This window comes from Streptomyces sp. NPDC051172 (genome assembly GCF_040682555.1).
Classification (GTDB): domain Bacteria; phylum Actinomycetota; class Actinomycetes; order Streptomycetales; family Streptomycetaceae; genus Streptomyces.
On the sequence record NZ_JBFBBE010000002.1, the window covers coordinates 113,609 to 139,171 of the forward strand.

26 protein-coding genes and 1 pseudogene are annotated in these 25,563 nt (G+C 69.7%); 19 read left to right on the forward strand and 8 right to left on the reverse strand.

Annotated elements, in window-relative coordinates:
* Positions 1-5 precede the first annotated feature (5 nt).
* The 3 genes from AB0N07_RS01760 (at position 6) to AB0N07_RS01770 (ending at position 3,699) form a co-directional block, all read left to right on the forward strand.
* Complete coding sequence (locus tag AB0N07_RS01760; RefSeq protein WP_365831170.1) at positions 6-695, forward strand: hypothetical protein; 690 nt, start codon at positions 6-8, stop codon at positions 693-695.
* A 947-nt stretch (positions 696-1,642) separates the two neighbouring features.
* A complete protein-coding gene (locus tag AB0N07_RS01765) occupies positions 1,643-1,984 on the forward strand; it encodes a plasmid mobilization relaxosome protein MobC (protein WP_365830988.1) in 342 nt (113 codons plus the stop codon).
* Positions 1,981-3,699: a relaxase/mobilization nuclease domain-containing protein gene (locus tag AB0N07_RS01770; protein ID WP_365830990.1), complete on the forward strand. Its 1,719-nt coding sequence runs from the start codon at positions 1,981-1,983 to the stop codon at positions 3,697-3,699. The genes AB0N07_RS01765 and AB0N07_RS01770 overlap by 4 nt, the downstream gene beginning before the upstream one ends.
* Positions 3,700-3,978: 279 nt before the next feature.
* Here the strand turns inward: AB0N07_RS01770 and AB0N07_RS01775 are convergent, their stop codons facing one another.
* The 3 genes from AB0N07_RS01775 to AB0N07_RS01785 are packed head-to-tail and all read right to left on the reverse strand — an operon-like array spanning position 3,979 to position 6,216.
* Positions 3,979-4,668 (reverse strand): haloacid dehalogenase type II, encoded by a 690-nt coding sequence (locus tag AB0N07_RS01775; protein ID WP_365830992.1) that lies wholly within the window; start codon positions 4,666-4,668, stop codon positions 3,979-3,981.
* 58 nt (positions 4,669-4,726) lie between these two features.
* Positions 4,727-5,455, reverse strand: a complete 729-nt coding sequence (locus AB0N07_RS01780; protein WP_365830994.1) for a hypothetical protein — start codon at positions 5,453-5,455, stop codon at positions 4,727-4,729.
* Positions 5,425-6,216: a hypothetical protein gene (locus AB0N07_RS01785; RefSeq protein ID WP_365830996.1), complete on the reverse strand. Its 792-nt coding sequence runs from the start codon at positions 6,214-6,216 to the stop codon at positions 5,425-5,427. The genes AB0N07_RS01780 and AB0N07_RS01785 overlap by 31 nt, the downstream gene beginning before the upstream one ends.
* A 268-nt stretch (positions 6,217-6,484) precedes the next feature.
* Between AB0N07_RS01785 and AB0N07_RS01790 the strand changes: the two genes are divergently transcribed.
* The 5 genes from AB0N07_RS01790 to mctP are packed head-to-tail and all read left to right on the forward strand — an operon-like array spanning position 6,485 to position 13,836.
* Entirely contained in the window at positions 6,485-6,895 is a 411-nt protein-coding gene (locus AB0N07_RS01790; protein WP_365830998.1) for an OsmC family protein, read from the forward strand.
* A 35-nt stretch (positions 6,896-6,930) separates the two neighbouring features.
* On the forward strand, positions 6,931-8,973 hold the full coding sequence (locus tag AB0N07_RS01795; protein WP_365831172.1) for an FAD/NAD(P)-binding protein: 2,043 nt from the start codon (positions 6,931-6,933) through the stop codon (positions 8,971-8,973).
* Positions 8,973-10,634, forward strand: coding sequence for a histidine phosphatase family protein (locus AB0N07_RS01800; protein ID WP_365831000.1), 1,662 nt, complete (start codon positions 8,973-8,975; stop codon positions 10,632-10,634). Before AB0N07_RS01795 ends, AB0N07_RS01800 begins: the two co-directional genes overlap by 1 nt.
* Positions 10,635-10,636: 2 nt before the next feature.
* A complete protein-coding gene (locus AB0N07_RS01805; protein ID WP_365831002.1) occupies positions 10,637-12,199 on the forward strand; it encodes an MFS transporter in 1,563 nt (520 codons plus the stop codon).
* Positions 12,196-13,836, forward strand: a complete 1,641-nt coding sequence (gene mctP, locus AB0N07_RS01810; RefSeq protein ID WP_365831004.1) for a monocarboxylate uptake permease MctP — start codon at positions 12,196-12,198, stop codon at positions 13,834-13,836. Before AB0N07_RS01805 ends, mctP begins: the two co-directional genes overlap by 4 nt.
* A gap of 19 nt (positions 13,837-13,855) precedes the next feature.
* Here the strand turns inward: mctP and AB0N07_RS01815 are convergent, their stop codons facing one another.
* The gene (locus AB0N07_RS01815) at positions 13,856-14,455 is read right to left on the reverse strand and encodes a TetR/AcrR family transcriptional regulator (protein WP_365831006.1); all 600 of its coding nucleotides are present in this window, start codon (positions 14,453-14,455) and stop codon (positions 13,856-13,858) included.
* 165 nt (positions 14,456-14,620) lie between these two features.
* On the opposite strand from AB0N07_RS01815, the gene AB0N07_RS01820 reads away from it, so the two are divergent.
* Both AB0N07_RS01820 and AB0N07_RS01825 read left to right on the forward strand, forming a co-directional pair.
* A complete protein-coding gene (locus tag AB0N07_RS01820) occupies positions 14,621-14,767 on the forward strand; it encodes a hypothetical protein (RefSeq protein ID WP_365831008.1) in 147 nt (48 codons plus the stop codon).
* A gap of 113 nt (positions 14,768-14,880) precedes the next feature.
* Positions 14,881-15,531, forward strand: coding sequence for a peroxiredoxin-like family protein (locus AB0N07_RS01825; protein ID WP_365831010.1), 651 nt, complete (start codon positions 14,881-14,883; stop codon positions 15,529-15,531).
* Positions 15,532-15,569: 38 nt separating this feature from the next.
* On the opposite strand, the pseudogene AB0N07_RS01830 reads toward AB0N07_RS01825, so the two are convergent.
* A pseudogene (locus AB0N07_RS01830) lies at positions 15,570-15,728 on the reverse strand (DM13 domain-containing protein); the annotation flags it as partial.
* A gap of 234 nt (positions 15,729-15,962) precedes the next feature.
* Here AB0N07_RS01830 and AB0N07_RS01835 point away from each other — a divergent pair.
* Entirely contained in the window at positions 15,963-16,685 is a 723-nt protein-coding gene (locus AB0N07_RS01835) for a helix-turn-helix domain-containing protein (protein WP_365831012.1), read from the forward strand.
* Positions 16,682-17,584 carry an alpha/beta fold hydrolase gene (locus tag AB0N07_RS01840; RefSeq protein WP_365831014.1) on the forward strand — a complete coding sequence of 301 codons (903 nt, stop codon included), beginning with the start codon at positions 16,682-16,684 and terminating at the stop codon, positions 17,582-17,584. The genes AB0N07_RS01835 and AB0N07_RS01840 overlap by 4 nt, the downstream gene beginning before the upstream one ends.
* Before the next feature lie 100 nt (positions 17,585-17,684).
* Here AB0N07_RS01840 and AB0N07_RS01845 read toward each other — a convergent pair whose 3' ends face one another.
* From AB0N07_RS01845 to AB0N07_RS01855, 3 genes are all read right to left on the reverse strand, one after another.
* A complete protein-coding gene (locus tag AB0N07_RS01845; protein ID WP_365831016.1) occupies positions 17,685-18,446 on the reverse strand; it encodes a class I SAM-dependent methyltransferase in 762 nt (253 codons plus the stop codon).
* A gap of 82 nt (positions 18,447-18,528) precedes the next feature.
* Positions 18,529-18,831, reverse strand: coding sequence for a hypothetical protein (locus tag AB0N07_RS01850; RefSeq protein WP_365831018.1), 303 nt, complete (start codon positions 18,829-18,831; stop codon positions 18,529-18,531).
* 245 nt (positions 18,832-19,076) lie between these two features.
* Positions 19,077-19,763: a DUF317 domain-containing protein gene (locus AB0N07_RS01855; RefSeq protein ID WP_365831174.1), complete on the reverse strand. Its 687-nt coding sequence runs from the start codon at positions 19,761-19,763 to the stop codon at positions 19,077-19,079.
* Between the two features lie 300 nt (positions 19,764-20,063).
* Here AB0N07_RS01855 and AB0N07_RS01860 point away from each other — a divergent pair, with 300 nt between their 5' ends.
* From AB0N07_RS01860 to AB0N07_RS01890, 7 genes are all read left to right on the forward strand, one after another.
* Positions 20,064-20,726, forward strand: coding sequence for an HAD-IA family hydrolase (locus AB0N07_RS01860; RefSeq protein ID WP_365831020.1), 663 nt, complete (start codon positions 20,064-20,066; stop codon positions 20,724-20,726).
* Between the two features lie 116 nt (positions 20,727-20,842).
* Positions 20,843-22,045: a helix-turn-helix domain-containing protein gene (locus AB0N07_RS01865; protein ID WP_365831022.1), complete on the forward strand. Its 1,203-nt coding sequence runs from the start codon at positions 20,843-20,845 to the stop codon at positions 22,043-22,045.
* A 181-nt stretch (positions 22,046-22,226) separates the two neighbouring features.
* On the forward strand, positions 22,227-22,670 hold the full coding sequence (locus AB0N07_RS01870) for a hypothetical protein (protein WP_365831024.1): 444 nt from the start codon (positions 22,227-22,229) through the stop codon (positions 22,668-22,670).
* A complete protein-coding gene (locus tag AB0N07_RS01875) occupies positions 22,667-22,876 on the forward strand; it encodes a hypothetical protein (protein ID WP_365831026.1) in 210 nt (69 codons plus the stop codon). The genes AB0N07_RS01870 and AB0N07_RS01875 overlap by 4 nt, the downstream gene beginning before the upstream one ends.
* Positions 22,877-23,081: 205 nt before the next feature.
* Complete coding sequence (locus AB0N07_RS01880; RefSeq protein WP_365831028.1) at positions 23,082-23,969, forward strand: glycosyltransferase; 888 nt, start codon at positions 23,082-23,084, stop codon at positions 23,967-23,969.
* Positions 23,966-24,847 (forward strand): aminoglycoside phosphotransferase family protein, encoded by an 882-nt coding sequence (locus AB0N07_RS01885; protein WP_365831030.1) that lies wholly within the window; start codon positions 23,966-23,968, stop codon positions 24,845-24,847. The genes AB0N07_RS01880 and AB0N07_RS01885 overlap by 4 nt, the downstream gene beginning before the upstream one ends.
* Entirely contained in the window at positions 24,844-25,563 is a 720-nt protein-coding gene (locus AB0N07_RS01890) for a glycosyltransferase (RefSeq protein WP_365831032.1), read from the forward strand. Before AB0N07_RS01885 ends, AB0N07_RS01890 begins: the two co-directional genes overlap by 4 nt.

Consider the following 25,563-nt stretch of genomic DNA (forward strand, 5'->3'; position numbering starts at 1 on the left):
CACCCCTGGAGCGCAACGAAATCGCCGCCGTCCTCGCCTACATCGGACGCCTGGACCCCCGCACCATCCGCACCGGCACGGGCGAGGCCCGTGACCAGATCGCCCAGTGGCAGGAGCTGCTCGACGACGTGCCCTTCGCCACCGACCACGGATGGGACGTCCGCGAGGCGATACGGTCCCACGTCCTCGACTCTCCGTACCCGATCCTGCCCGTGGACGTCGCCCGCAAGTGGCGTGCCCACCGACGCGACCGCCTCGACCGGCACACCGACCCCACACCAGCTGCCGACCCGGACGATCCAGCCCCCTGGCGAGCCGAGCTGCTCCGGTCCCGCAACGCTGTCGCCGCCGGTCTGGCCGCCCCCTCGACGCACCGGCAGATCACCAGCGGTGGCCGGTCCCGCGACGTCGAGGAGCGCCTGCGCGAGATCGGGTCGTGCATCCCGCCGGCTGTCCGCGCCGAGCTGGCCCGCTACCGTCCGACCCGCGCCACGCGCGAGGCCGCCGGCACCAGCGGCGTCCCCGACGCGCTCAGCGTCCGATGCGAGTGGTGCCACGCACCTGCGGGTGCCCCGTGCCGTCAACGGCGGACGAACCCTGACGGCACCACCAGGGGCAACGCCGTACGTGCGACTCCCCACCCGTCGCGCATCGATCTCGCCATCGCCCGGCTGGTCCGACAGCGCGCTGCATGACGCAGCCCCGCCTCGCTCCTCTCGCAGCCGCGCCGTCCTACGACCGATCGGTCCCGGACGAGCCGTACGCGATCGACGAGGCCATCCTGGCAACCGCGTCCCCGGGACCGAGCCCGCGAAGATCGGGGACCGAACCTCGGTCCCCGACGGTCCCCGCGATCACGATCACCTCATGGCGGGGACGGTGGCGCACGGGACCGTATCCGCGGGGACCGTGACGACGACGCACCGGGGACCGAGAGGGGACCGGTCCCCGAGGAAGCCGCAGCTCAGAGGGCATTTTGTGCCCGTCCCCAAAGCGTCCCCAGCGACGCGGACCGTCCCCGCACCAGCCCGTTCCAGTCCCCCTCGGGGACCGCAACCTTGGGGAGCGGGACGGTCCCCGTGACGACCTGTCAAGGGGACCGTCCCGTTGACGATGCGTCAGGGGGACCGTCCCCGATGAGCGTCGCGATCCCCGTCCCCAAGGGTTTGGGGACCGTGCACCGCACCACTGTGAGGACCGGTCCCCGTTGCGCTCTCTGCAGCCATAGTCCCGGGCTCGACAGCGCCGACCTCGGTTGCCCTGTCCAGATCCCCTCCCACAGCCGCCGAATTGCTCCGGCCACGGCCCTCCTCTGCCGTCGGTCGGCACCACGGCGGCTCAGCTCCCCTTCCGAACACACCCTGGAGAACCACTCGTGCACGACCGACACCACGAACACACCAACCGGCAGGAGACTCCCATCGCCCCAGACAACCGCGCAGCAAGTTGTCCCGGGAGCAATGCTCCCGGATTTCCCGCCCCGGGGGTGGCGGGAACGGTCCGGCGCCAGGGGGCGCCGGACCGTCAGGCAGCGGCCGAGGGCGGCCCACAGCCAGCAGGGAATCGGCAGGCCGAGTCCCTGTCGCGCAGGCGTCAGCGTCCGCGTCAGGAGAAGCTGCGCCCGCACCAGCCCAGCTGCCGTATGAACGACGCCGAGTTCGAGCGTTTCACCCACGCAGCCACTCACTGCGAGATGTCCAACGCCGCCTTCCTCGCCTACGCAGTCGACAAAGCCGCCCGCGACCTGACCCGCACCGCCGCCGAGATCGCCACCGAACGAGAAGTCATCAACGAGCTGTTCGCCGCCCGCCGCCACCTGGGCCGCATCCACGGCCTGTTCAACCAAGTTGCCAAAGCCCTCAACTCCGGTGCCGACGCACCCCACCTGGCAGCGGCGGCCCAAGCCGTCAGCAACGCCGCCCGCCGTATGGAGGACGCCGCCGACGCCCTGCTCGCCCACCGTGACGGCGGCGCCCCGGCGTGATCCCCAGCATCCATGAGCGCGGCAACGAGACGATCGGGCTGATCCGCTATCTCTACGGCCCGGGCACCGACGAGGAGCACATCGACCCGCACCTGGTCGCCGCCTTCGACCCGCTCACCCCCGACCCCGGCCGCGACCCGAAGGCCACCTACGAGCAACTGCAGCGGCTGCTCGACCAGCCCGTCGACGCTCTGCCTGCCAACCGGCGCCCCAAGAAGCATGTGTGGCACCTGTCCGTGCGGGCCGCCCCTGAGGATCCGATCCTGTCAGACGAGGAATGGGCGGCCATCGCCCGCCGCACGGTCGCCGCCACCGGCATCGCCCCCGACGGCGACGAGCAAGCCTGCCGGTGGGCCGCTATCCGCCACGCCGACGACCACATCCACATCATCGCCACTCTGGTCCGCGACGACGGCCGCCGGCCGCGCCTGCACAACGAGGCCCGCCGCGCCCAGACCGAATGCCGCCGCATCGAAGCCGACTACGACCTGCGCCGCGTCGCATCCGGGGACGGCACCGCCGCCAAGCGCCCCACCAGCGCCGAACGCCACAAGGCCAAGCGGCAGGGCAAGGACCGCACCTCCCGCGAGGAACTGCGGGAGACCGTGCGCCGCGCGGTGGCCGGCGCCACCAGCGAGGAGGAGTTCTTCGGTCGGCTGGCCGCCGCCGGCGTACTGATCCACAAGCGCGTCGCGCCCTCCGGTGACCTGCTCGGCTACAAGGTCGCCCTTCCCGACGACCGCAACGGCGAGAAAGAGCCCGTCTTCTACGCGGGCTCCACGCTGGCCCCCGACCTGTCCCTGCCCCGCATCCGCCGTCGCTGGTCCGACGACACCGCCACCCACAACCCCGACGAGCCACCGGACCGGACCACGAGCCCGGCGCCAAGTGGCCCAGCGGCAGCTCGGCGCCAAGCCACCACCGCGGCCTGGCAGGCGGTACTGGTGATCGACCAGGGCGCGGACGCGCAGGTGGCCGCGCACATCGCCGCGGCAGGAGAGGTCCTGGACGCTCTCGCCAAAACCTCCGCCGCCCACACCCGCGCCGAACTGCGCGAGGCGGCCTTCGCTTTCGAGCGGGCCACCCGCTCCCACGTCAAGGCCGAACGAGGACACGACCGCGCCCTGCGCCAGGCCGCCCGCGACCTTGTCTACAGCGGGCCGGCACTCGGCCGCGGGGAGGACGGCGCCACCACCGCCATGGTGATCGACATGGCGTTCTTCCTCGTCACCGCCGCCGCCCACTGGCACGCCAAGAAGGAGCACGCCCAGCAGGCCGCCGCAGCTCGCGAGGCCGCCGAGCACCTGCGCGCCGCCTACCGGGCAGCAGCCGAGATCCCGCTGGGCGTGCTGTACCAGCGCGGCCAGCGCCTGTCCCAGCCTCTGCGCCAGAAGCAGGTTGCTCACCTGCGCCGTGCGGTGCCGGAGCTGGCCGAACAAGTCCTGGCCGAGCCGGGTTGGCACGCCCTGGCCGCCACGCTCGCCGATGCCGAAGCCGCAGGACACGACCCAACGGCACTCCTGACAGAGGCGGCTGGAAGGCGGGAGCTTCAGACTGCGGATTCGGTCAGCGACGTCCTTACGTGGCGGCTGCGCCGCATGGCCCACCTGCCCGCCGACGCGACCGCCATGCCCGAACCCCACACCGCCGCTGCCAAGGGCGGGGTCGTTCGGTCTTCGCCGAGCCGAATCGATCCGCCCCGCAGGGCACGGTGATCGAGCAGATACGCCGGTGCCCTCCGCCAAGGCGGAGGGCACCGGGGGAAGCAGGACGGTCAATTTTCGGCCCGGGCCTTGGCGCGTGCCTTCCCCAGGTTGGCGTCGACGAGGCCGGGCCAGCCGGAGACGATCGCTGCAACGGTTCCCGTGCGCACCGCTGTCTGCCTACAGTAACGACGCAGCGCCACCCGCCGGCGGTGAACATGAGGCAGCTGGCTCCACTGCTCGTCCCCCAAGGCCGGTGCAGACATCTCCCCGGTGCGGACGTCGGTGACGTCACGGTCGGCCTGAGGCCAACACATCTGCAAGCTCCTGCAGATGTCGCGCACTGTAGTTGGGCGGGGTCATCGTCTGTGGGTATACGGAGGCCCCGCGTCGCAGCCACGCAGCGTGCAGTCCGGCTCGCTGCGTCCCGTCGATGTCCCAGGGGTGCACGGCGACCATGAGTGCCTGGTCGGGTCGTACGCCGACCCGTTCGACGGCATGGAGGTAGGCGGCAGCAGCTGGTTTCCAGCAGCGTGGGCCGCTCGCATCGGACAGGGCCTCGAAGCGGTCCAGCACTCCGGCCTTGTCCAGCAGCCGTTCGGTCAGGGCGACGCTGTCGTTGGTCATCGCCGTCAGCCGGTACCCCGTGTCGCTCAAGTTCCGTACGGCGTCCGGAACATCGGGATGCACACCCAAGTCGGCGAAGCCGTCCAGAATGTGCCGCGCTGCGGCCTCGCCGTCTCCCGCCCAGCCCTCCAGCCCGGACAGCACCGCCCGTACCCCGTCACGTGCGACGTCCGCGAAGTCCGCATACGCGCCGACAGCCGTCAGCGCGAAGCCGTCGCGCAGCACCCCGGCGAACCAGGTCGGCAGCAGATGCCCAGGCGCACCGACGTCCTCGAAGCGGGTGCGTAGCGGCGTGAGGTCGCTGAGCGTCTCGTTGACGTCGAAGACGAGGACCGGCAGCTGATTGGCGGGCATGGCCTGCTCCTCCTTGGCGTCTTTAGGGCGAATCGGGTGCGAGGCCCATCGAGGCCCATCAAGCTGCGAGTACCCGCCCTCCGTGCAGTTGCTGCAGCAGCCTGGTCTCCGCGTCCGCTTCGGCGTGCTGCCGGGGTACGGGCAGGCGGAGTGCACGGAGGGTGCGGCTTTCCAGTCGTACGGCGGCATCGCGGCTGCGGCCGTGTTCCAGCAGGCGGCCCAGGGCCTGTCGGATGCGGGTGGCCGGTTCGTCAATGCAGATACGTTCCTCCGCATAGGCATGGACGAGAGGGTGGAGCAGGAAGCCACCGGGCGCGGTCCGCTCGATCAAGTGCGCTGCCGAGAGGGTGGTGAGGTGGTGCTCGGCCGCGGCAGGTGGTTCGCCCAAGAGCGCGGCCACCGTGGCTGCGTCGATCTCCTGCAGCGGCTGGAGGGCCAGCAGGCGCAGTAGCCGTCGCGCGCCCTTCGGCAGCTGTGCGTCGGAAGCACACAGCGCGGTCCGTACGCCGTCCTCCAGTGCCAGGCTGATCAGGGGCTCGCGGTAGTAGTCGCCCAGCGCCCACGCGGGGTGGTCGCGCATGTGGCGGCCGATGGCCGACAGTGCCAGCGGGAGATGGCCCAGCAAGTCCGCGATCTGCTGGACGGTCGGGACATCAGGGGCAATGCGGTCGGCTCCCGCCGTCACCCGCAGCAGCTCAACGGAGTCGTCCGCGTCGAGCGGTTGCACCGCCAGGCGACTGATGCCGCCGACGCCGGTCAGGGCCGACTGGTGATCACCGTGCGGCATCCTCGGATCCCGGGCAGCAGGGGCCGCAGCTTTTCCGCGTCTGCCGCGTCATCCAGGACGATCAGCGCGCCGGTTCCCGCCAGCAGTTGCCGGTAGAGGGCTGCGCGTGCGTCGAGGTCGTACGGGATGCGGTCGCCGGTGGTGCCGAGCAGACGAAGGAAGGTCCCCAGGACGGCTGCTGGGTCGGAAGGCGGGCCATCAGGTGCGGAACCGCGCAGGTGCGCGAACAGGATGGGTACGTCACTGCGTTCCTCGGCAAGCAGCCGGTGGGCGAGGTGCAGGGCCAGCGACGTCTTGCCCACGCCGGGCATGCCCTCCAGTGACAGCGCCGACCCGTCCTGGTCGCTGGCCAGTAAGACCTCCGCCCGGGCCACCAGATCAGTCCTGCCGACGAACGCGGACGGTGCCGCGGGCAGCCGGTCGTACGCGCTGACCCGTGCGGCGGCCTCGGCCTCGCCGAGCACGGCCCGAAGTGACTGCCGCCAGACGGAGAGGATCGCTTCGTCGGCCCCCACGAGTGCCTGGACCACAGCCAGCAGCAGGTCGGAGCTGGGGCGGCGGCGGCCCAGCTGGAAGCAGTTGCCCACGGTCGAGCGGGCCGGCCATTCGCCGCGCGGGCGTCCTGCCCGCTGCCAGTCCCGGTGGATACGCCGTGTGATCTCGGTGATCGACGGGTTGTCCGCCCATGCCTTGAGCAGCCGCAGCTCCGCGATGAATTCATCGATCGTGCGGGCTTTTCCTGGATCCAGTACCTGCGGCACGAACATCCTCCCCCTGGGACACCTGGGCCACCAACAACTTGGAACACTCGTTTCAAGTTAGACGACATAAGGTCACGACTGTCAAGCGGTATCCGAGGGTTGACCTCCCGCCACAGAGCGCATCCAGGATCATCCACGTTCACTCCGGAAGGCCGCATTCCGTCCTGATGCTGAGGCCCGCCCCCCTCACCGGCACCCCGGGATTCCCACTCGCCACCGACGCCGAGCCCCGCGTGCCCCGTTCCAGGACAGGAGTCCGTGCATCGCCATGCCCGAAATCGGTGTGTCCCTGCGCCCCGTCGGCGGCAGCGTCGTCGTGGGCCAGGCCAGAGACCACACGCTCACCATCGACCGGCCCAAGGAGAAGGAGGGCACCGACGCCGGCCCCATGGGCGGGGAGCTGCTGCTTCTGGCACTCGGCGGGTGCTACGTGAGCACCTTCCTCGCGGCCCTGAAAGCCGAGGACCCGCAGGCCGACGCCTCCGAGATCAGCTTCCAGGTCGACGGAAGCCTCGTGAGCGCGCCGACCCGCTTCTGCGAGATCACCGTGCAGGTCTCGGCGCCCGCCGCCCTCCAGGACCTGATCTCCAAGCCTCTGCTCAAGGCCGAGCGGGGCTGCATCGTCCACAACTCGATCCGCGACGCCATAACGGTCCGCTTCACCCACGAGTGGCGCTGACTCTTCCCCCCACCGAAGGAGACAAGACCGTGGAAATGCAGCACACCACGATGCAGGACACCCCGAGCCAGGACCGCGGCATGGCGGACATGGCCATGCACGAGCGCAACATGCAACACGACTCCATGGACAGTGCGGGCCCCGGCACGCGGCGCGTCACGATCGTCGGCGCGGGCTTCTCGGGCACGCTCACCGCCATCCGGCTGCTCCACTTCGCCGAGGCGCCGTTGGAGATATGCCTGATAGAGCGGGAGGAGGGCTACCGCTACGGCGGTATCGCCTTCGGCCAGGCATCGACCAACTGGGAGCACATGCTCAACATCCAGGCAGGCCGCATCACCCTGCGCCGCGAGCGCCCGGAGGACTTCCTGGAGTGGGCCAACGAGGAGGCGGACCGCACCGAGTGGCCGCAGAAATGGCAGTACCACAGCTTCGGTGTGGCCTGCGTCGTGCCGCGGCGGATCTTCCGGCAGTACCTGGCCGAGCGGCTGCGCGACGCGGCCGCCGACGCCCACGCCGAGGTGACCCTGCGGGAGCTTTCCGGTGAGGTCATCGACGTACACCGACAGGGCGAGGGCTATGTCGTCAAGTACGCCGACGCCTCGGAGCAGGGCGGTGTGCACGATCTGCCGTCGGACCAGGTGATCCTGGCGACCGGTCACCTCTCGCCGGTGCAGGCACCCTTCTACCACCGCATCAAGGACTGCGATCGCTTCCTCGCCGACCCCTACGCCCCCGGCGCGCAGAACTGGTTCCAGGAGGTCGGCGCCGAGGAGTCGGTGCTCGTCACGGGCTCGGCGCTGTCGGCCTTCGACACAGTGATCTCCCTCATCCACGCCGGCCACCGGGGACAGATCCTGATCTGCTCGCGCGGCGGCCACATGCACGGCACCTACCCCGTCGACCACGAGCACGACATCTGGCAGGCCCGCCGCCCGCCCTTCCTTGACGCCAAGGAGCTCACCCCCGAGGCGGTGGTGGAGGGGATCAAGGCGGAGTACGTGCATCTACGCGACAAGCACGACGTGGAGCCGGGCAGCGCGCTGGAGGCCGTCTTCCCCGAGCGGGTCATGAAAGCGTGGGAGCCGTACGTCATCGAGCTGGTCTCCCGCATGGACGCCCGCGACGTACGGATGCTGCTCGACAAGTACAAGAGCTTGATCGTCACCAACCGCACCAGCACCGTGCGGGAGATCGGCGGCGTCGTGCGCAGCCGGATGCGCGGCTACAACGGCGCCCCGAAGACCGTCGACGTCCTGTCCGCCGGCATCCAGGACATGCGCTCCGTCGAGGACGGCAGGAAGATCCGGGTGGTCTTCGCCGACCAGCCGGACATCGTCGTCGACCGGGTCGTCAACTGCCTGGGCAACAACACCGACTACGAGCGCACCGACCACCCCCTGTGGCACGGCCTGGTCAACGCACACGGCTACGCGCAGCCGCAGACCAAGACCCACCGGGGCATCGAGGTCGGCACCCACGGTCAGCTCATCGCAGCCGACGGCGAGGTGGCAGCGGGCCTGTTCGGCGTCGGCCCGATGCGCCAGGGCGACGAGACCACCCGCCGCGGCCGGCTCGGCGCGTTCGTCTTCAGCATCGGCACCCTGCGCAACCAGTGCTTCGACACGGCCATGGAGGTGCTGCGCCGCCTCGAATCCGCCAGCGACGAGGAGCAGATGGACATTCCCGACGGCATCCACCACTGCCTGATCCGCAGCAGCGACTGGATCGCCGCCGACCTCGCCACCGAGGAACCGCAGGCCACCCGCCTGCGCAAGCGCCTACAGGACCACGCCCGCGACAGCGCCTACCCCAACGCCGTCAACTACCTGCAGGCCCAGGACCGCACCGAGCGCCGCAAGTACCGCACCATCCTGGACGACGACCTGGCGGACTTCGGCGCCGCCCTGACCCGCGAGTTCGGCCTCACCGCGCAGCAGGCCCGGCGGACCGTCTCCCTGCTGGCCACGCTCGTACAGAAGCACGCGGTCCACAACCTGTGCGACATCACCAAGCTGGCGGGCTGGGACTCCCAGTACGCCGAGCAGATCAACCACGCCCCGACGAAGGGCGCGTGATGGCCGAGCACACCGAGCAGGAGCTGCTGAGCCGGCTGTTCATGGTCCGGCACGGCGAATCGACCTGCAATTCCGTCCACCGCATCGCCGGACAGCGCGACGCCCCCCTGACCTACCTCGGCCGGATCCAGGCCGAGAAGGTCGCCAAGGGCCACCGTGGCCAGCACTTCGACCGCGTCTACGTCTCCCCGCTGACCCGCGCCTACGAAACCGCCAACACCATCTTCCGTCTCGACGCCCCCGACGCGGACGCTCCGGACGTCGTGGTCGACGAGCGCCTGATGGAGCGCGACTTCGGCAGCTACACCCTGGAGAGCAAGTCCATCCTCCAGCGCCGCCACGGCATCGCCGAGTACGAGCGGGCCATGAACGCCGACAGCCCCACCATGCACGGTGGGGAGACGTTCCAGCAGTTCAAGGACCGCGTGCACGCCTTCTACGAACAGGAACTGCTGCCCGCGCTGCGCCGCGGCGAAGTCGTCTGCGTGGTCTCGCACAAGTACGTCGTCGAGCTGATCTGCCGGTTCATCCTGGCCCGGCCAGCCGACGAGTCCTACGACCTGCGCCTGCCCAACTCCCAGATGCTGCAGGGCGATCGGATCCACAGCTACGTCAAGAACGAGAACGAGACCATGAACATGGTCTACGACTGGATCGTCGTCAACCATCCCGTGGTGTTCTGCGTCGGTCTGGCCGCCGGTCTCCTGGCCAATCTGGCCGGGCTGCGGCTGTCCGCCTCGCCGTACGTGCTGTTGATGCTTCTGGTGCTGGCCAGTGTCATCACCATGTGCCGCATCGAGCTGGAGAACGCGCGCACGTTCGTCACCGACCGCGGCACGCTTCGGTCGGTTGCGCTGCGCTACCTCGCCCTGCCGATCGCCTTCGCGGCCCTGGTGCGCTGGTCGGACGCGGGCAGTACGAGTACGGCGGCGATCGCCGCGGTGTTCCTCGCCACCCCGAGCTCGGTGGTGGCGATGACCGTCAGCCGCTGCCTCGGCGGCATGATCATGCCGACGTTCGCGCAGGTCCTGCTCTCCTCGCTGGCCGCGACCGTGTCCTTCTCGACCGTCCTCGCCCTGACCCTGCACGAGGACGTCGCCCCGGCCATCGCCATCAGCGCCGCCACCTCGACCGGCGTCGTCACCGCGGTCTACGTCCTGGTCAAACGCCTGCGGGAACGCTCGCCCATCCGCACCGCCAAGTACGGCGAACGCAACGGCTACGTGGCGGTGCTGCTGCTGACCGCATTCATCGTGCTGGTCTGCCTCAAGCTCGACCTGCACGGCTTCACTCGCTACGGCCCGACGGCGGTGGGCATCGCCGTCGGCCTGCGCCTGGTCGCCGCCCTGCTCAAGCGCCGACGCCACGTCCAGACGCTCGACGACTACACCGCCATGACCTACCCGAACGTGTTCGTGGTGGTCATCATCGCCGCGCTCACCGGCAACCAGCCGCTGGAGCAGGTGGCGATCTGGACCCTGCTGCCGATGTTCGTCCTGTCCTTCTTCGACAGCTTCTACGCCCGCCACCTCGTCGTCGCCCCCGACGACCCGCGCTGGCCCACCGTACTCGGCCTCAAGGACCGCCCCTCTGCTGAGCAGCATGCCGCCTCCGGCCGCGCCCTTGAAGACCCCGACGCCCAGCTTTCCGCGAGGAGTTGACCTTGTCCGCGCCACCAGCTTCGTTGATACCCCGGCCGTTACTGTTCTGGACCGGCGTCGCTCTCACCTGCGCCGGCGTCGCCGAGCACCTGTGGATGTTCCTCGACTCCGCATCCATGCATTTCCACATGGCCATGACGGGAATGTCGCCGGTGATGTGGGCGGCCATGGTCGCCATCGTGGTCGGCGTGGTGCTCTCCGGCCTCGCGGTCGTGCCACCGCGCACTGCCGCTGCCGCTGCCGCTTCGGCACACACCACGACGGTGAGCCGGCGCCGCCTCATCGCCATCCTGACCTTCGCCCTCCTGGTGGACCAGATGAAGCCCGCCACGCTGGCGTTCATCTCGCCCGGCCTGCGGTCCGAGTACCACCTCAGCGCCGCGGACGTCTCGTGGCTGCCCACGGTCGCGCTGAGCGGCACCGTGCTCGGATCGCTCGTGTGGGGGCGCGCGGCGGACCGCATCGGCCGCCGGGCCACCATCCTCCTCGCCTCCCTGCTCTTCCTCGGCACCACGGTCTGCGGTGCCATGCCGACCTACAGCGGCACCCTCGTCATGTGCGCCCTGATGGGTATGGCGGCCGGCGGCATGCTGCCCGTCGTCTACGCCCTGATGACCGAGAGCCTGCCGCCCGGGCGACGCGCGGCCATCATGGTCCTCCAGGCCGGCCTCACCACCACCGGCGGCTACATGGCCGCCTCCGGAGTCGCCGCCGTCCTCATCCCGCTGGCGGGCTGGCGCGTGACCTGGTTCGCCCAGCTCCCACTGGTGCTGATCCTGATCGCGCTGAACCGCTGGATCCCCGAATCGGCCGCCTTCACCACCCGCCAGACGCGCACCGCGAAAGTCCCCGCCTCTGCTCTGTTCAAACGCCCGCAGACAGCCAAGACCCTGGTGGTCAGCGCCTACGCGCTGGCTTGGGGCCTGGTCTACTGGGGCTTCATCACCTTCCTGCCCAGCCAGTTGGAGTCCGCAGGCCGGCACGGCATGTCCGCCGCCACCCTGCTGTTCATCTCCTCCCTGCTCGCCATCCCCACCTGCGCGCTCGGCGCCTGGCTGTACATGCGCTGGTCGGCCAGGGGCACCATGGTCGTCTACGCGGCCCTCACCGTCGCTGCTTTGCTGACGCTGGCAGCCATCGGCCTGGACGGCAGCAGGCCCCTCCTGCTGGCCACCGTGATGCTGCTGTTCGCCGGCACCGCCGGTGTGATCGCGCTCATCGGCCCCTACACTGCCGAGATCTACCCCATGGCCATCCGGGGCACCGCCGGCGGATGGGCCGCGGCGATCGGCAAGTCCGGCGGAGCCTTCGGCCCGCCCCTGATCGCCCTGATCCTCTCGGCCCCCGGTGGCATCCGCACCGCCGCGATATTCGTCGCGCTCCCCATGGCCCTGGCAGGACTCGCCGTCGCCGTCCGCGGCACCAACCCGCAAGTCGCGGCCCAGAGCCTCGAAGGCACCAGCTCGCTGGACGCCGAACTCGACGAACTGGTCAGCAGCGAGGCCGTTGCCGCTCAGACCACGGCGACAACGCAGCTGCCGGGCAAGGGAAGTGAGGCGCCATGACCGGCGGCGTCAACGGCGTCGCCCTCGCGGTCTTCGCCCTGTTCTTCCTGGCCGTCACCGTCATGGGCTTCCTGGCCGCGCGCTGGCGCAAGGCCGACAACGAGCACACCCTCGACGAATGGGGCCTGGGCGGCCGCTCGTTCGGCACCTGGACCACCTGGTTCCTGCTCGGCGGCGACGTCTACACCGCCTACACGTTCGTCGCCGTACCCGCGGCGATCTACGCGGCGGGGGCGGCCGGCTTTTTCGCGGTGCCCTACACGATCCTCGTCTACCCCCTGATCTTCACCTTCCTTCCCCGCCTGTGGTCCGTGTGCCACCGCCACGGCTACGTCACCACCGCCGACTTCGTCCGCGGCCGCTTCGGCTCGAAGGGCCTGTCGCTCGCTGTCGCCTTCACCGGCATCCTGGCCACGATGCCGTACATCGCGCTCCAACTCGTCGGCATCCAGGCCGTGCTGGACGTGATGGGCGTCGGCGGCGGCGAGAACACCAACTGGTTCATCAAGGACCTGCCCCTGCTGATCGCCTTCGGCGTGCTGGCCGCGTACACCTACTCCTCGGGCCTGCGCGCCCCCGCCATGATCGCCTTCGTCAAAGACACACTGATCTACCTGGTCATCGTCGTCGCGATCATCTACATCCCGATCAAACTGGGCGGCTTCGACGACATCTTCTCCAAGGCCAGCGAGGCATACAGCCAGACCAACCCCGCCACCGGCAAACCGCGCGGCACCCTCGTCAGCGCCCCCAACGCCCAGTGGACGTACGCGACGTTGGCGCTCGGCTCCGCGATGGCCATGTTCATGTACCCGCACTCGATCACGGCGACGCTGTCCTCCCGCAGCCGCGACGTGATCCGACGCAGCACGACCGTGATGCCCCTCTACACCCTCATGCTGGGCCTGCTCGCACTGCTTGGCTTCATGGCAATCGCGGCCGGGGTCAAGGTCACCAACGGGCAGCTGGCGATCCCACAGCTCTTCGAGGACATGTTCCCGGCCTGGTTCGCAGGCGTGGCCTTCGCGGCGATCGGCATCGGCGCCCTTGTCCCGGCGGCAATCATGTCCATCGCGGCCGCGAACCTCTTCACCCGCAACATCTACAAGGACTTCATCAAGCCGGACGCGACCGCGAAGCAGGAGACCAAGGTCTCCAAGCTGGTGTCCCTGCTGGTGAAGGTGGGCGCCCTGGTCTTCGTGCTCACGATGGACAAAACGGTGGCCATCAACTTCCAGCTGCTGGGCGGGATCTGGATCCTGCAGACCTTCCCGGCCCTGGTCGGCGGCCTGTTCACCCGCTGGTTCCACCGCTGGGCGCTGCTCGCGGGCTGGGCGGTCGGCATGATCTACGGCACCCTCGCGGCATACGGCGTCGCCTCCCCGACCCAGCAGCACTTCGGCGGCTCGGCCAAGGAGATCCCGGGCATCGGCCAGATCGGCTACATCGGCCTCACCGCGTTCGTCCTGAACGTGGCCGTGACGGTGGTCCTGACCTTCGTCCTGAAGGCGGCCAAGGCCCCCGAGGGCATCGACGTCACATCGCCGGGGGACTACACCGCGGATACGGCACAAGCGGAAGCGAAGGCCGCCCCCACCTTGCGTCCGGGTACTTCACCTGCACCCAACCCCAGTTGAAAGCCGGATCCACGCACGTCTAGGCCGCCGCCCGGACTCCGATCGAGTCCAGGGCGGCGGTCACCGTCTTGCGCAGGGTCCCGGCGTCCGCACCGGCACGCGAGCGCAGGTTGACGCCGTAGGCGAGCAGCGCCAGCAGATCCGCGGAAGCACCGGCGTCGGCGCCAGGGGACAGCTGCCCCTGGCGGCCGGCGGTGACGAGCGCCGCGTACATCGCATCACGCAGTTCCTGGTGATGCTGATCCAGGACGGCGCGCACCTGCGGATCGCTGTTCTCCGCCCCGGCATGCGCGTTGGAAACCATGCAGCCCCACCGGGCGTACTCGCCCGAGCAACGGGCCTCGATCAGGCCGGCGAAGAACTCGGAGATAGCGGGCAGTCCCCGCTCGTCCTCAGCCAGACGCCGGAACATCGGCTGGGACCGCTGCTCCAGGTAGCGGCGCAGCGCAGCGAGGTAGAGCTCCTGCTTGCCGCCGAACGTGGCATACAGGCTGGAACGGTTGAGCCCGGTCGCGGTCACCACGTCCTGGATCCCGGTCGAGGCCACGCCCTGCCGCCAGAACAGCCGCACCACGGTCTCCAGGGTGGCGTCCGGATCGAAGTGCTTGATGTCCGGCATGTTTCACCCCACCATCCTGAAATGAGGATTCCAAGATACTCCCAGTTCAGCCCGCCGCAAAGGTGCCGACAGGCACAGAGCCGGACAGGCCCCCCACCAGCGCGAAGGCGTCCAGCTTCGTCCACGATCCGCCCCAGGAGTGCCGCGCGCCGCGACCATGCCCCCATGAATCGCATACCAGCCCTCTGGGCGGCCGCATACGGATCACAGACCCCCCGCCTTCGCCGCTACCTCGCCCGCCGCGCCGTCCATCTCGCCGCGTTCATCAAGGCTCTGGCCCTGGCCGACCACCGACCGTTCACCAGCCTCTGACCCACCCACACCTCCGCACGACTGGCGCGGGGCCACGCATACTCCTATCTTGGAACGGTCATTTCAAGATTGATCGGTCCCGCTCCAGTCGCCGACCAGGAGGAACGAGCACCATGACCACCCTCAACGCAGAACTGCGCACCTTCTACGAAGCACGCCAGCAGCAGATCCCTGCCGAGATCCGACAGATCATGCAGCGGGCCGGCCAGGAACTCGCCGACTCCGGCCAGGCCGACCGCGCCCTGACCGTCGGCGCCCAGGCCCCGCGCTTCAGCCTGCGCTCCGCGACCGGGCAGACCGTGGCCCTGGACGACCTGCTCGTCGACGGCCCGGTCGTGCTGACCTTCTACCGCGGCGCCTGGTGCCCGTACTGCAACATCGCCTTGCGCTCCCTCCAACAGCACCACGAGGCGATCACCGCCCGCGGCGCCCGTCTGGTAGCCGTCTCCCCACAGATCCCCGACGAGTCCCTCACTCTCACCGAGAAGCACGCTCTCGCCTTCGACGTCCTCAGCGACATCGGCTCCGACACCGCCAAGCAGTACGGCCTCGCCTTCGACCTCCCCGACGACCTCGCCGCCGTCTACGACAAGCTCGGCTTCGACCTCCAGCGCGTCAACGACGGCCACCCGCGCACCCTCCCCCTGCCCGCCACCTACGTCATCGACCGCGACGGCGTGATCCGCTGGGCCTTCGTCAACACCGACTACACCACCCGCGCCGAACCGGCCGACATCCTCGCCGCGCTCGACGCGCTGGCCTGAAGCAGACGACGGACCGGCGCCTGCGCTGTCAAAACCCGTCAAGTACAGGCGAGTCCGGCAGCACCGAAGGAGACGTCGAACCGGCCGCACCAGGTGCTGACGCAGCCGCACCGGGCCGGATCGACGTCTTCGGGCACCACGTAGTTCGGCCGGCCTTGCCGTCTTCCAACGTTCCTGGGCACGTACCCGCCGTCGCGGACGAGGCCCCCAGCCGACCCGGCCTTCCTTCACCGGCGCTTCCGTCAGCCATACGCGCAGGCCCTGCTCATTGCCGCTGTCGAGGTTCTCCAACCGGACCAATGAGAGACGCCAGCGAGCCGCGCTTGCTCGACCTGGCCCGATGCCGCGTACTCGTATCCGTTCAAGGAGGACTTGAGAAAAACAAGTGTCTCCTATTGGATTTCAAGTAGCCTCGGTCCTAGTCTCGGATCATGCGCTCCTACGGCCAGTACTGCTCGGTCGCGAAGGCCCTCGATGCGATCGGCGACCGCTGGACGCTCCTTGTGGTCCGCGAGCTTCTCCTCCAGGGCGGCTGCCGCTACACCGACCTCCTCACCGGGCTGCCCGGGATATCGACCAACCTGCTCGGCGACCGATTGAGGCAGCTGGAGGCAAACGGGCTCGTGAGGCGCGAGTCGGCGCCGCCTCCGGTGGCCACGACCCTGTACCACCTGACCGACGCCGGCCGAGAACTAGAGGCAGTCATCCGGGCACTCGGACGGTTCGGCGCCAGGTACATGGCCGACTTCTCCGAGGACGAGGAGTTCCGCAGCCACTGGCTGGCGTTCCCCGTCTCCGAACTCCTCAAGGACACGGAACCTTCCGGACCACCGGTCGTCGTCGAGATCCGCAGCGGGGATCGGCCTGCGTTCATCGAACTGAGCAACGGCGGGATGCGAACGACGTCGACCGCTCCGCGTTCCCCGGACCTCATCCTCACGGGTGCCGCCCCCCTGGTCCTCGGCGTGCTCACCGGGCAACTGGAGGTCCAAGCGGCTCGTCAGCTGGGGCTGGAGACCGAGGGGTCGACGGCACCGCTGAAGCGGCTGCGCTACCTCGGCCCTCTCGCAACCGGCTCGGCCGGCGCAGAGACGACTTCCCCACCAGGCCCGGCACTTCGCGGCAGCAAGACCTCACAGGAGGCTCAGGCATGACGAAACAGCAGTCCGTCGGCACGCGTCCGTCGTGGGTGGACGACGAACTGTTCCCCTTCGAGAGCCGCTTCGTGGAGCTGGACGGACACGTCGTCCACTACGTCGACGAGGGCTCGGGCCCGACCCTGCTGATGCTGCACGGCAATCCGACGTGGTCCTTCCTGTACCGCGACGTCATCGGCTCGCTGCGGGACCGGTTCCGCTGCATCGCGCTGGACTACCCGGGGTTCGGCCTGTCGGTCGCGGCACCCGGTTACCGGTACCTGCCCCAGGAGCATGCCTCCGTGGTCGTGTCCTTCCTCGACCGCCTGGGCCTGTCGGAGGTCACCCTGGTCGCACACGACTGGGGAGGCCCCATCGGCCTGTACGCGGCCGAGCAGCGCCCGGAGATGTTCGAACGCCTCGTTCTGGCCAACACCTGGGCGTGGCCGATGAACGGCGACCTGCGCGCCGAACTGGGCGCCCGCCTCATGGGCAGCCTGGTCGGACGCGAGCTGATCAGGCAGTTCAACCTGTTCGTCAACGCCCTGATCCCTGCGGGGCACCGGCGCAACAGACCCTCCCAGGCCGAAATGAACCATTACCGCGCCGCACTGGACACACGGGACCGCCGCCACGCCAGCGCCGTCCTACCGGGCGCCATCATCGGAAGCCGTACGTTCCTCACCGACGTCGCGGACCGCCTGACGGCGATCGAGCAACTCCCCGCCCTCATCGTGTGGGCAGACTCCGACATCGCCTTCGGCGACAAAGAGCGCCAACGCTGGGAAGCCAGGCTCCCCAACCACACCACCGTCGTACTCCCCGGAGTCGGCCACTTCCTGCAATCGGATGCCCCGGAGGAGCTGTGCGAAGCAATCGCCGACTGGTGGGCCACGCAGGGCACAACGCCCTCCTGACACACCGCGCAGACCAGGTTCTGCCCCAGAGCCTCCGCAGGCTTGCCCGTCCCGACGCCCGGACCGCCCAGCGACGCGACCGTGTCCGCAGGAGGAGAGTTCACGGTCGAACGGCGACCAGCAGGTCAACCAGGTAGGTCTCTTCGACCATGCCATCCGGGAAGGATTCGCTCAGCAGCCTGCGCTCATCGACGAAGAAGGTACGGCGACGGGCCTCGTCCAGGACGAGGAACGCTGAGCGGCTGCCGATGTTGGCCAGGTGCATGTCGAGGGAGACCAGCCGGGCCCAGCGCACCTGACGGCGCGTGACGCGCAGACCCGTCAAACCCGCCAGCCGGATGGCATCGCTGTCGCCGGGACGTCTGGCGGGCCGCGGTTTCGTCCCGCAGAAACGCGCGATGCGCTCGTGCTGTGCACGGATCCACGGAACGTCGAAGGCCGTGGTGTTCCACCAGATCGCCAGCGCGCCAGATGGGCGCAGGGCACGCAACGCCTCCGGGACAGAGCGGGCCGGATCGGTCCACTGCCAGGACTGTGCGTAGGTGATGAGATCGCAGGAAGCACCAGCCAGCGGCAGAGAGTTGCCGTCCCCACGCACGACCGGCACCTCCGGCAGCGCCTCGCGACACTCGCGTGCCATGGCCTCACCGGGCTCTACGGCGATCACCTCAGCGCCTCTCTCGCACAGAAGCGCGGTAGCGATCCCGGTGCCCGCACCCACATCGGCGACACGGGCACCGGCCAGGCGGCCGCCCGTGAGCTCCTCGATGCCATCGAAGAGCTCAGGCGGATAGGGAGGCCGACTGGCCGCGTACTGGGCAGCTGCCATATTGAACGACTGTGCGCGAGAGTTGGCGGTCATCACCCCATCATCGACCCGGACCCCTTTGTACCGCCCACGTCGGTGACGTCGGCGGTACAAAGGGGTCCGGGGCTTCAGCGGTTCAGTGGCCGAGGTGGCGCAGGCCCTCTTCTAGGGTGGAGTGGAACCGGTCGACCGGACCGGAGTTGCGGTTATACCAGGCCGCATCCAGGCCGGGTTCCTTCGTCTCGTGGCCGGCCCGGCAGCGCAGCCATACCGAATCGTCGCGTAGGCAGAAGATGATCCAGTCCCGGTACGCACCGCACCCCGGGCACGTACGGACCTCTCCGTCGACGACGAGCAGCTGCTGCCAGCGCATCATCAGACCGGCCACATCCTGCCAGGACGGCACCCGCAAGTCCGGCGGCAGAAAATCGGGCGCCACCAATTCCTCCACAACGGGAGCCGGTGCGGCTTGCTCGGGAAAGTCGAGCTACGGCTGCGTCGCCCGTAGCTGCAAGAGCAACTCGTAGCCCGCCCGCTGGGCTTCACGGAACGCACGGTCCTCGCGAGCACGTCGAAAGAACAAGATCTCTTCCTCTCTGTCGTCTGGCGAGCACAGGTATGTGCCTCCGCTCAGGGTCGAGCGACGAACCCCGCCCACCAGTCGGCCCTCTGGGGCAGGGGTCGTCAGCTGCGACGAACGACGGTGAGCCGGCCCTCCACGCTCTCGGGCAGGGTGCGGCGGGGTACCGGAACCGTTGAGGCGAGGGACGAGGCAAACGCGGCGACCAGGTCGTGCGGGACGCTGGTGCTGAAGCTGGCGCACCACAGATACGGGGCGCCGAGAACAGGTTCCGCCCACGCCTGCCAGCCCACCATGTCGGGGCGCGGGTCGGCGTCCTGGATGAGAGGCGGCACCAGCTCCAGGGAGACGGAGGAGGAGAATCCGGGATCCATGGCGCTGGTGTGGAGGCGGTCCACGTCGCGGATCCAGCCGCGGGCAGTGAGAGCGGCAAGGACCGCCTCCGGCCCCACGAGGCCGACATCGGGCTCCTCGCGGGCGTCGATCGCCACGAGGAGATCAGCGAGCGCCTCGTACGGGACGCCGGGAGTGAAGTACGCATTCCACTCCGCCATCACAGACATGGCACACGAACGTGCACTCAACTGCCAGGCCACCGGCAGCCCGCCCAGCTCGAACGGGTAGGTCGCGAGGATCCACTCCGCGCCGCGCAGCCCGTCCGGGCTGACGTACAGCAGGCTGTGACGGGAGGTCGGCCACATGCGCCAGCCGAGGCCGACCAGAGCGTCGCCGATCCGCTCGGCGAGCGCATCGTCATCTCCGGCCAAGTGACGCGGGGTGACCCAGTACACCGGGTCCGGTAGTTCGGGTCGGAAGGGATCGCTTGGGTGGTGCGGTTGCAGGGGCGCCTCCGTAGGCTCGGGCACAGGTCATGGATGGTCGTTGACCTGCGGGTTCGGAAGGTCGTCCACGTTGGCATGCTTGTTCGCGGTGCGCCAGTGGTTGCGGGATCTTCCCTGTCTGCCTCCGGCGAACTGGTGAACCGCCGAGATGAAAGCGGCAATGGGGAGGAGCGCGTGAATTCTCGTCATTCCGCGCTCACCGCGCGCGGTAGCGTCCCTCGTGAGGCCAACGGAGAGGAATAACGCAGCATGCCGCAGCCCACGGACAGCACCCGCCCTCAAGCCCCGCGCGGGCTCATCCTGGACTTTGCCGGGGTGCTGACCGCTGACCCTCGCTCCGTGCACCGCGCGTGGTGCGAATCGGAAGGGCTCCAACCCGAAGCATGGCGAGCCACGCTCAACGACAACCCCGAGGGCCGACGACTGTACGCGGCCCTGGAGGTAGGACAGATCAGCCAAGCCGACTGGAACGAGGGCACCGCAGCCCTGCTCGGTACACACGTCAACCCGGAGAACTTGATGGGGCGCGCCTGGTCCGGGGTGCCCACAGCGCAGCACATGGTCGCGCTCGCGCGGGCAGCCAAGGGCGCCGGTTACCGGCTGGCGCTCCTGTCGAACAGCTTCGGCCTGGACCCGTTCAATCCGTACGAGCACGCGGGCATCTGGGACTTGTTCGACGTGCACGTCATTTCAGAGGAGGTCGGCCTAGCGAAGCCGGACCCGGCGATCTACCAGCTGGCGCTGGACCGCCTCGGCCTTCCCGGGCGGGAATGTGTGTTCGTCGACGACCATCCGGTGAACCTTCCGCCTGCCGAGACCCTGGGTATCTCCACCGTCCTCGCGGCTCAAGAGGCGGATACCGTTGCCGAGTTGGAACATCTCCTCGGAGTGAGCGCGGTCCTGGCAGCGTAAGGGGCTGGTTTCGGCCATTCGGACAACCCCCTGCGTGTCGGGGAGTGTTGGCGGCCGTTGTCCGGTGGGTACCGTCCGGGTCTGGCCGGCCGGTTCGGATTGGGGGAGGAGCTGTCATGCAATGGTCGGAGTACACCACCGCGGAGCGGCTCAAGACTCTCCGTGGCGGCATGACGCAGGAGCAGTTGGCAGAGGCCGCCGCCGTGTCTGTCGGCGTTGTCCGGAAGCTGGAACGCGGCGGCACCGCCTCCCTGCCTTCCCTGCTGTCCATCGCCTCCGCCCTCGGGACCGACATCGCCGTGCTCCTCGGCCAGCAGGCTCCTCGGCGCTCCATGGACCGCGACGAGCGGGCAGCCCTGCGTACTTTGTCCGCCGCCACTCACGATGCCGCCATCGGTATCCCGAGTGACACGGAACCCGGCACAGTCGAAGAGCTCCGTAGCGTCGTCCGCCGTGCCGACGCCGCCTACTGGGAAGGCCGGTACACCGAGCTTGGCGCGCTTCTGGGGGCCCTGCTGCCCGAGGCCCGCGCCCGTCACGACGCCGCCGGCACCGCTGAGAAGGAGGCCGCAGCCGGTGTCCTGGCCGATGTCTTCCAGACCGCGGGCATGGCCGCGAACGTCTGGGGGTCACGCGACCTCGCCTATGCCGCGCTCACCTACGGCCGTCAGATCGCCGTTCAGGCCGGGGACGACCTGCGTGACGCCCACCTCGCCGCCACCACAGCGTGGGTCAACCTCCGTGACGGGCGGACCGCGCAGGGGTTCACGCTCGCCGCGGCCCAGGCAGACCGGATCGAGCCGAAGATGTCGGAGCACGATCCTGACCGGCTCTCGGTGTTCGGACAGTTGGTCATCAACGCCGCCGTGGCCGCCTCACGCGGCGGCTCCTCCGCGGACACCGCCCGCGAATACCTCTCCCAGGCCCACGCGGTCGGCGCCCGCCTCGGGACCGAGCACGCCCGCGGCGAGCATGCCCAGCCCTACGGGCCGCTCTACGCCGCCACGCAGGCCATGAGCATCGCCGTCGCCCTCGGCGACACCGGGGGAGCACTGCGTCTGATGGACACCGTGCGGCTGGACGAGACCGTTCCCCGCGCCACCAGGGCCCGTTACGGCCTCGACGTCGCCCTGACTCATGTGGAGTGCCGCCGCTGGGAGCAGGCCGCGGACACCCTCGAAGCCGTCTGCGCCATGGCGCCGGGATGGGTGCAGCACCAGATGCTGCCCGGAGTGATCATCTCCCGCCTGGCCGGGGTTTCCGTCGGCCGCCTGCGCGGACTCGCTCACGCCGCGGGCGTCCCGCTCGGCCTGCGCTGACTGCCACGAGCCGTGGCAGCCGGACGGCCGCCACCCGCACGGCTACCACGCTCCGTGGCACCGCCCACCGGCCACACCGGACGGCCCGACACGGGGCGTGGCAGCACCCGGCACCAGGAACTTCCATCGTCGCCACGGGCCGTGCCTGTCCCAGGCAGGCCCCCGACAGCAGGCTGGGGGCATGCCGAACACCCCGCCCGGCGGCCTCGGACACGTCCCCGTCGCCGTCTACGCCTGCGCCACCGCGACGTCCGTCGTCTGCGCGGCCGAACTACGCGCCCGCCACTACGCCGACGCCCGCCACTGGCACGTCGCCGGAGCATGGACCGACAACGACCCCTCCATGGCCCTGGACACCCGACCGGGCTGGTCGGCCATAACAAGCGCTCTGTCCACCGGCCTGATCCGCGGCATCGTCGTCGCGAGCGCCTCCCACGTCGCTGCCGACGCCGCGCACTTCGCGGCCCTCGGTGTCCTCATCCGCGACCGAGGAGGCTTTCTCACGGAAGCCGCTCCTGGACCCCCGCACCGCACCCCAGGCCAGCACGAACGTCGCCGTGCCCTCCTTGAAGCAGCTGTCGGTTGGTCGCTGCGGGACCACTTCACACCAGGGATCGCCCGGTGACCGGGGCGCGGGCCGAGGTCGGCGACCTGGTCGAGGACAGCCAGGGGCGGCACGCGATCGTGACCGACATCAAGCAGGGCAAGATCTGGGTGCTGCGACCGCCGACGGGCGGCACGACCACTCAGTGGGAGACCGACGCCCCCGCCTCCCTCCACGTCCTGGAAACCCGCGCCTCCCGCCTCAGCCGCGAGCGCATCACCTGGTGAACAGCCGCCACGGGCCTCTGAGACACCAGATATCCACGACCACGGCCCTCGCGGGTGCCGTGCTGCGGCAAGACCCGGTCGCCGACAGAGCTTCTCTAGTCACTCACCACCGGCGGCCTCCCCGTAGCGCCCCGCGGCTGCGCATCCCTGGACAGGTCGAGCAGCCGCGGGGCGCACCACTCCACGACCGGAAGGCGGACCCGCCGTGTACGCGTTCGGCCTGTGCATAGACCGGCACTACCTCACCCCCGGCCTCGCTGTGATCACTGGCCTGGCGGACAGCCTCAGCCACAGAGCCCGCCGGGCCGCTGCGCTGCGCGTCCTAACCCTCGACCTCACTGCGGCCCACGCGGTGCTCCTCTCCGATCTCGCCAAGCGGGCCGGCTTCGGCTCCTTCGACCTCGCCCACCGCTTCCCGCTGCGCGTCTCGCGGATGGCCGACGCCTCGTACATCACCGTCACCACCTACCTGCGGTTCGAGTTCACGGCCGCGTTCGTCCGCCGCCCGTACCTGATCTACGTGGACGCAGACACCCTCGTACGCGGCGATCTGACCATTCCGCTCAACTCCCTCCAATACGGTGAACTCGGCGCAGTACTAGACGAGTTCAACCCTGCCGTCGGCGAGTGCCCGGCCCTGCCCGGCGCCGCGGAGCACTGGCCGCACCTCAAGGGACGGCCCTACTACAACGCCGGTCTACTGTGGGCCCACACCACCGACCTCCCCGTCATCCGGCGCGGCGTCGAACATGCCCTGGTCCAGCAGCGTCGGCACATCCTGCACAACGACCAGGACGCCCTGAACCTGTGGCTCCTGCACACCGGCCGCGTCCGCCCGGTCGACGCCGTCTACAACCGATTCGAAGTCGGCCGGTACCTCGAACGCGGCAACTGGGTACGCCGCGTCGTCACCCGCCCCCTGCGCCCCGACCCGGCCGCGGCCCTCGTCCACTTCGTGGGCCCGGAGAAACCGTGGCAGACGGCGTGCCCGCGCACGGACGACGTCCGGGAGTACCGCGCCCTCCTGCGGCGCACCCTGCGCCACACCCGTGCGCTGGGCGCCGCCCACCCCGAGCCCGTGGGGCTTCGATGAGCACGCCCCCTCCGTTGGTCTCCCGCGCCTGCGCCACGCTTCTCGGCACGCCCGCCCGGACGGCGGAGCGCCTGAAAGCGGGTTCCCGCACGGCCGTGTACCGGGCTGTCCTCCGTGACAGCCGGAGCGTGATCGTGAAGCTGTACGCGCCCACGGCCCGCCGCAACGCGCTCACCGAAGCGACAGCGATCCGCGCGGCTGCGTCCGCCGTGCCCGTCCCGGAGATTCTCGGCTGTGGGACCGCCTCCGATGAGGGCGCCACCGCGCTCATCCTGTCCGACCTCGGCACCAGCACCCTTGGTACCGCCGTACGCGCCGACCGTATCCCACGCTCTCAGGCGCTGAAGGACCTTGGCGGCCTGCTCGGCCGCCTGCACCGGGCGCCGGTCGCGCGGTCGGTTCCACGACGCTCGTTCATCGACGTCGTCTCCGCACTGTCCGGCCGCTGTCCGTCCGACCTGCTCGACCGGATCGCCCCCGCGCTCGCCCTCATCGCCGACACCCCCGACACGGCACCACCGGTCTGGTGCCACGGGGACCTCCACTTCGACAACGTCGTCCTCTCCGGCCCCCGGAACACGCGTCATCTGGTCGACTTCACCGACGCCGCCCCCGGCCGGCGGGAGTCGGACGTCGCCCACGCCCTCGTCATGACCGCCGCCCACACGCCGTGGGACCGCGAAGCATTCACCAGCCGATACCCCCTCGCCCTGGACAACGCCCGTCTGTCGGCATGGGTGGTCTTGATCACCGTTCGCTGCTGGGTCCATGCCGCCCCCGGCGAGGACCGAGCGCTGTGGTCAAGCCGACTGGCCGACCTCACCCACCAGACACCCCACCTGTTCCGCACACCACGCACGGAAGGGACTCCCCGATGACCAGCCCCGGCCTGGCAGTTGTCATCCCCGCCCACAACGAAGCCGCCTACCTGCCGCGCTACCTCCCCACCGTCCTGGCCTCCCTCTCCCGGTGGGAGGAGACCAGCGGCGAGCAGGGGGAGGTGATCGTGGTCGACAACGCCTCCATCGACGCCACCGCCGACATGGCCGCCTCCTTCGGCGTCCGCGTGATCAGCGAAAGCGTCCGCAGTATCGGCCGGGTCCGCAACAGCGGCGCAGCCGCCACCGACAGCCGGCGGCTGTTCTTCACCGACGCCGACGTCGCCCTGCCCATGGAAGCGATCACCTCCGCGGCTGCCGCGATGGACGCCGGCGCCGTCGGCGGCGCCATCCCACCCCTCTACACCCCCAAGCGACTCGGGGCACGGCTGCTGTGCGCGTACTGGGACCACTACCGCACCACCCACGGCGGCGCCCAGTTCGTCACCGCCGCGGCCTTCAAGGAGGTGGGCGGCTACCGCGACGACCTCTTCATGAGCGAGGACGTCGACTTCTTCACCCGCCTGACCGCCCATGGCCGTGCCACCGCCGCCCCGGTCGCGATCCTGGACGACCTGCGCGTACGCCCCTCCACCCGCCGCTACGACCAGTGGTCCAGCCTCCGGATGCTGTGGTGGCAGAACCCGGTGACCGCCCGAATGCGGCTGGGCTCCGCACGCATGTGGCGCCACTGGTACGAGACCACCGTCCGATGA

Coding starts and splice junctions, on each gene's coding strand:
- AB0N07_RS01765 (WP_365830988.1), top strand. CDS start 1,643: ATGAACGACGCCGAGTTCGAGCGTTTCACCCACGCAGCCACTCACTGC.
- AB0N07_RS01775 (WP_365830992.1), bottom strand. CDS start 4,668: ATGCCCGCCAATCAGCTGCCGGTCCTCGTCTTCGACGTCAACGAGACG.
- AB0N07_RS01780 (WP_365830994.1), bottom strand. CDS start 5,455: ATGCCGCACGGTGATCACCAGTCGGCCCTGACCGGCGTCGGCGGCATC.
- AB0N07_RS01790 (WP_365830998.1), top strand. CDS start 6,485: ATGCCCGAAATCGGTGTGTCCCTGCGCCCCGTCGGCGGCAGCGTCGTC.
- AB0N07_RS01795 (WP_365831172.1), top strand. CDS start 6,931: ATGCAGCACACCACGATGCAGGACACCCCGAGCCAGGACCGCGGCATG.
- AB0N07_RS01800 (WP_365831000.1), top strand. CDS start 8,973: ATGGCCGAGCACACCGAGCAGGAGCTGCTGAGCCGGCTGTTCATGGTC.
- mctP (WP_365831004.1), top strand. CDS start 12,196: ATGACCGGCGGCGTCAACGGCGTCGCCCTCGCGGTCTTCGCCCTGTTC.
- AB0N07_RS01815 (WP_365831006.1), bottom strand. CDS start 14,455: ATGCCGGACATCAAGCACTTCGATCCGGACGCCACCCTGGAGACCGTG.
- AB0N07_RS01820 (WP_365831008.1), top strand. CDS start 14,621: ATGAATCGCATACCAGCCCTCTGGGCGGCCGCATACGGATCACAGACC.
- AB0N07_RS01825 (WP_365831010.1), top strand. CDS start 14,881: ATGACCACCCTCAACGCAGAACTGCGCACCTTCTACGAAGCACGCCAG.
- AB0N07_RS01835 (WP_365831012.1), top strand. CDS start 15,963: ATGCGCTCCTACGGCCAGTACTGCTCGGTCGCGAAGGCCCTCGATGCG.
- AB0N07_RS01840 (WP_365831014.1), top strand. CDS start 16,682: ATGACGAAACAGCAGTCCGTCGGCACGCGTCCGTCGTGGGTGGACGAC.
- AB0N07_RS01845 (WP_365831016.1), bottom strand. CDS start 18,446: ATGACCGCCAACTCTCGCGCACAGTCGTTCAATATGGCAGCTGCCCAG.
- AB0N07_RS01860 (WP_365831020.1), top strand. CDS start 20,064: ATGCCGCAGCCCACGGACAGCACCCGCCCTCAAGCCCCGCGCGGGCTC.
- AB0N07_RS01865 (WP_365831022.1), top strand. CDS start 20,843: ATGCAATGGTCGGAGTACACCACCGCGGAGCGGCTCAAGACTCTCCGT.
- AB0N07_RS01870 (WP_365831024.1), top strand. CDS start 22,227: ATGCCGAACACCCCGCCCGGCGGCCTCGGACACGTCCCCGTCGCCGTC.
- AB0N07_RS01885 (WP_365831030.1), top strand. CDS start 23,966: ATGAGCACGCCCCCTCCGTTGGTCTCCCGCGCCTGCGCCACGCTTCTC.
- AB0N07_RS01890 (WP_365831032.1), top strand. CDS start 24,844: ATGACCAGCCCCGGCCTGGCAGTTGTCATCCCCGCCCACAACGAAGCC.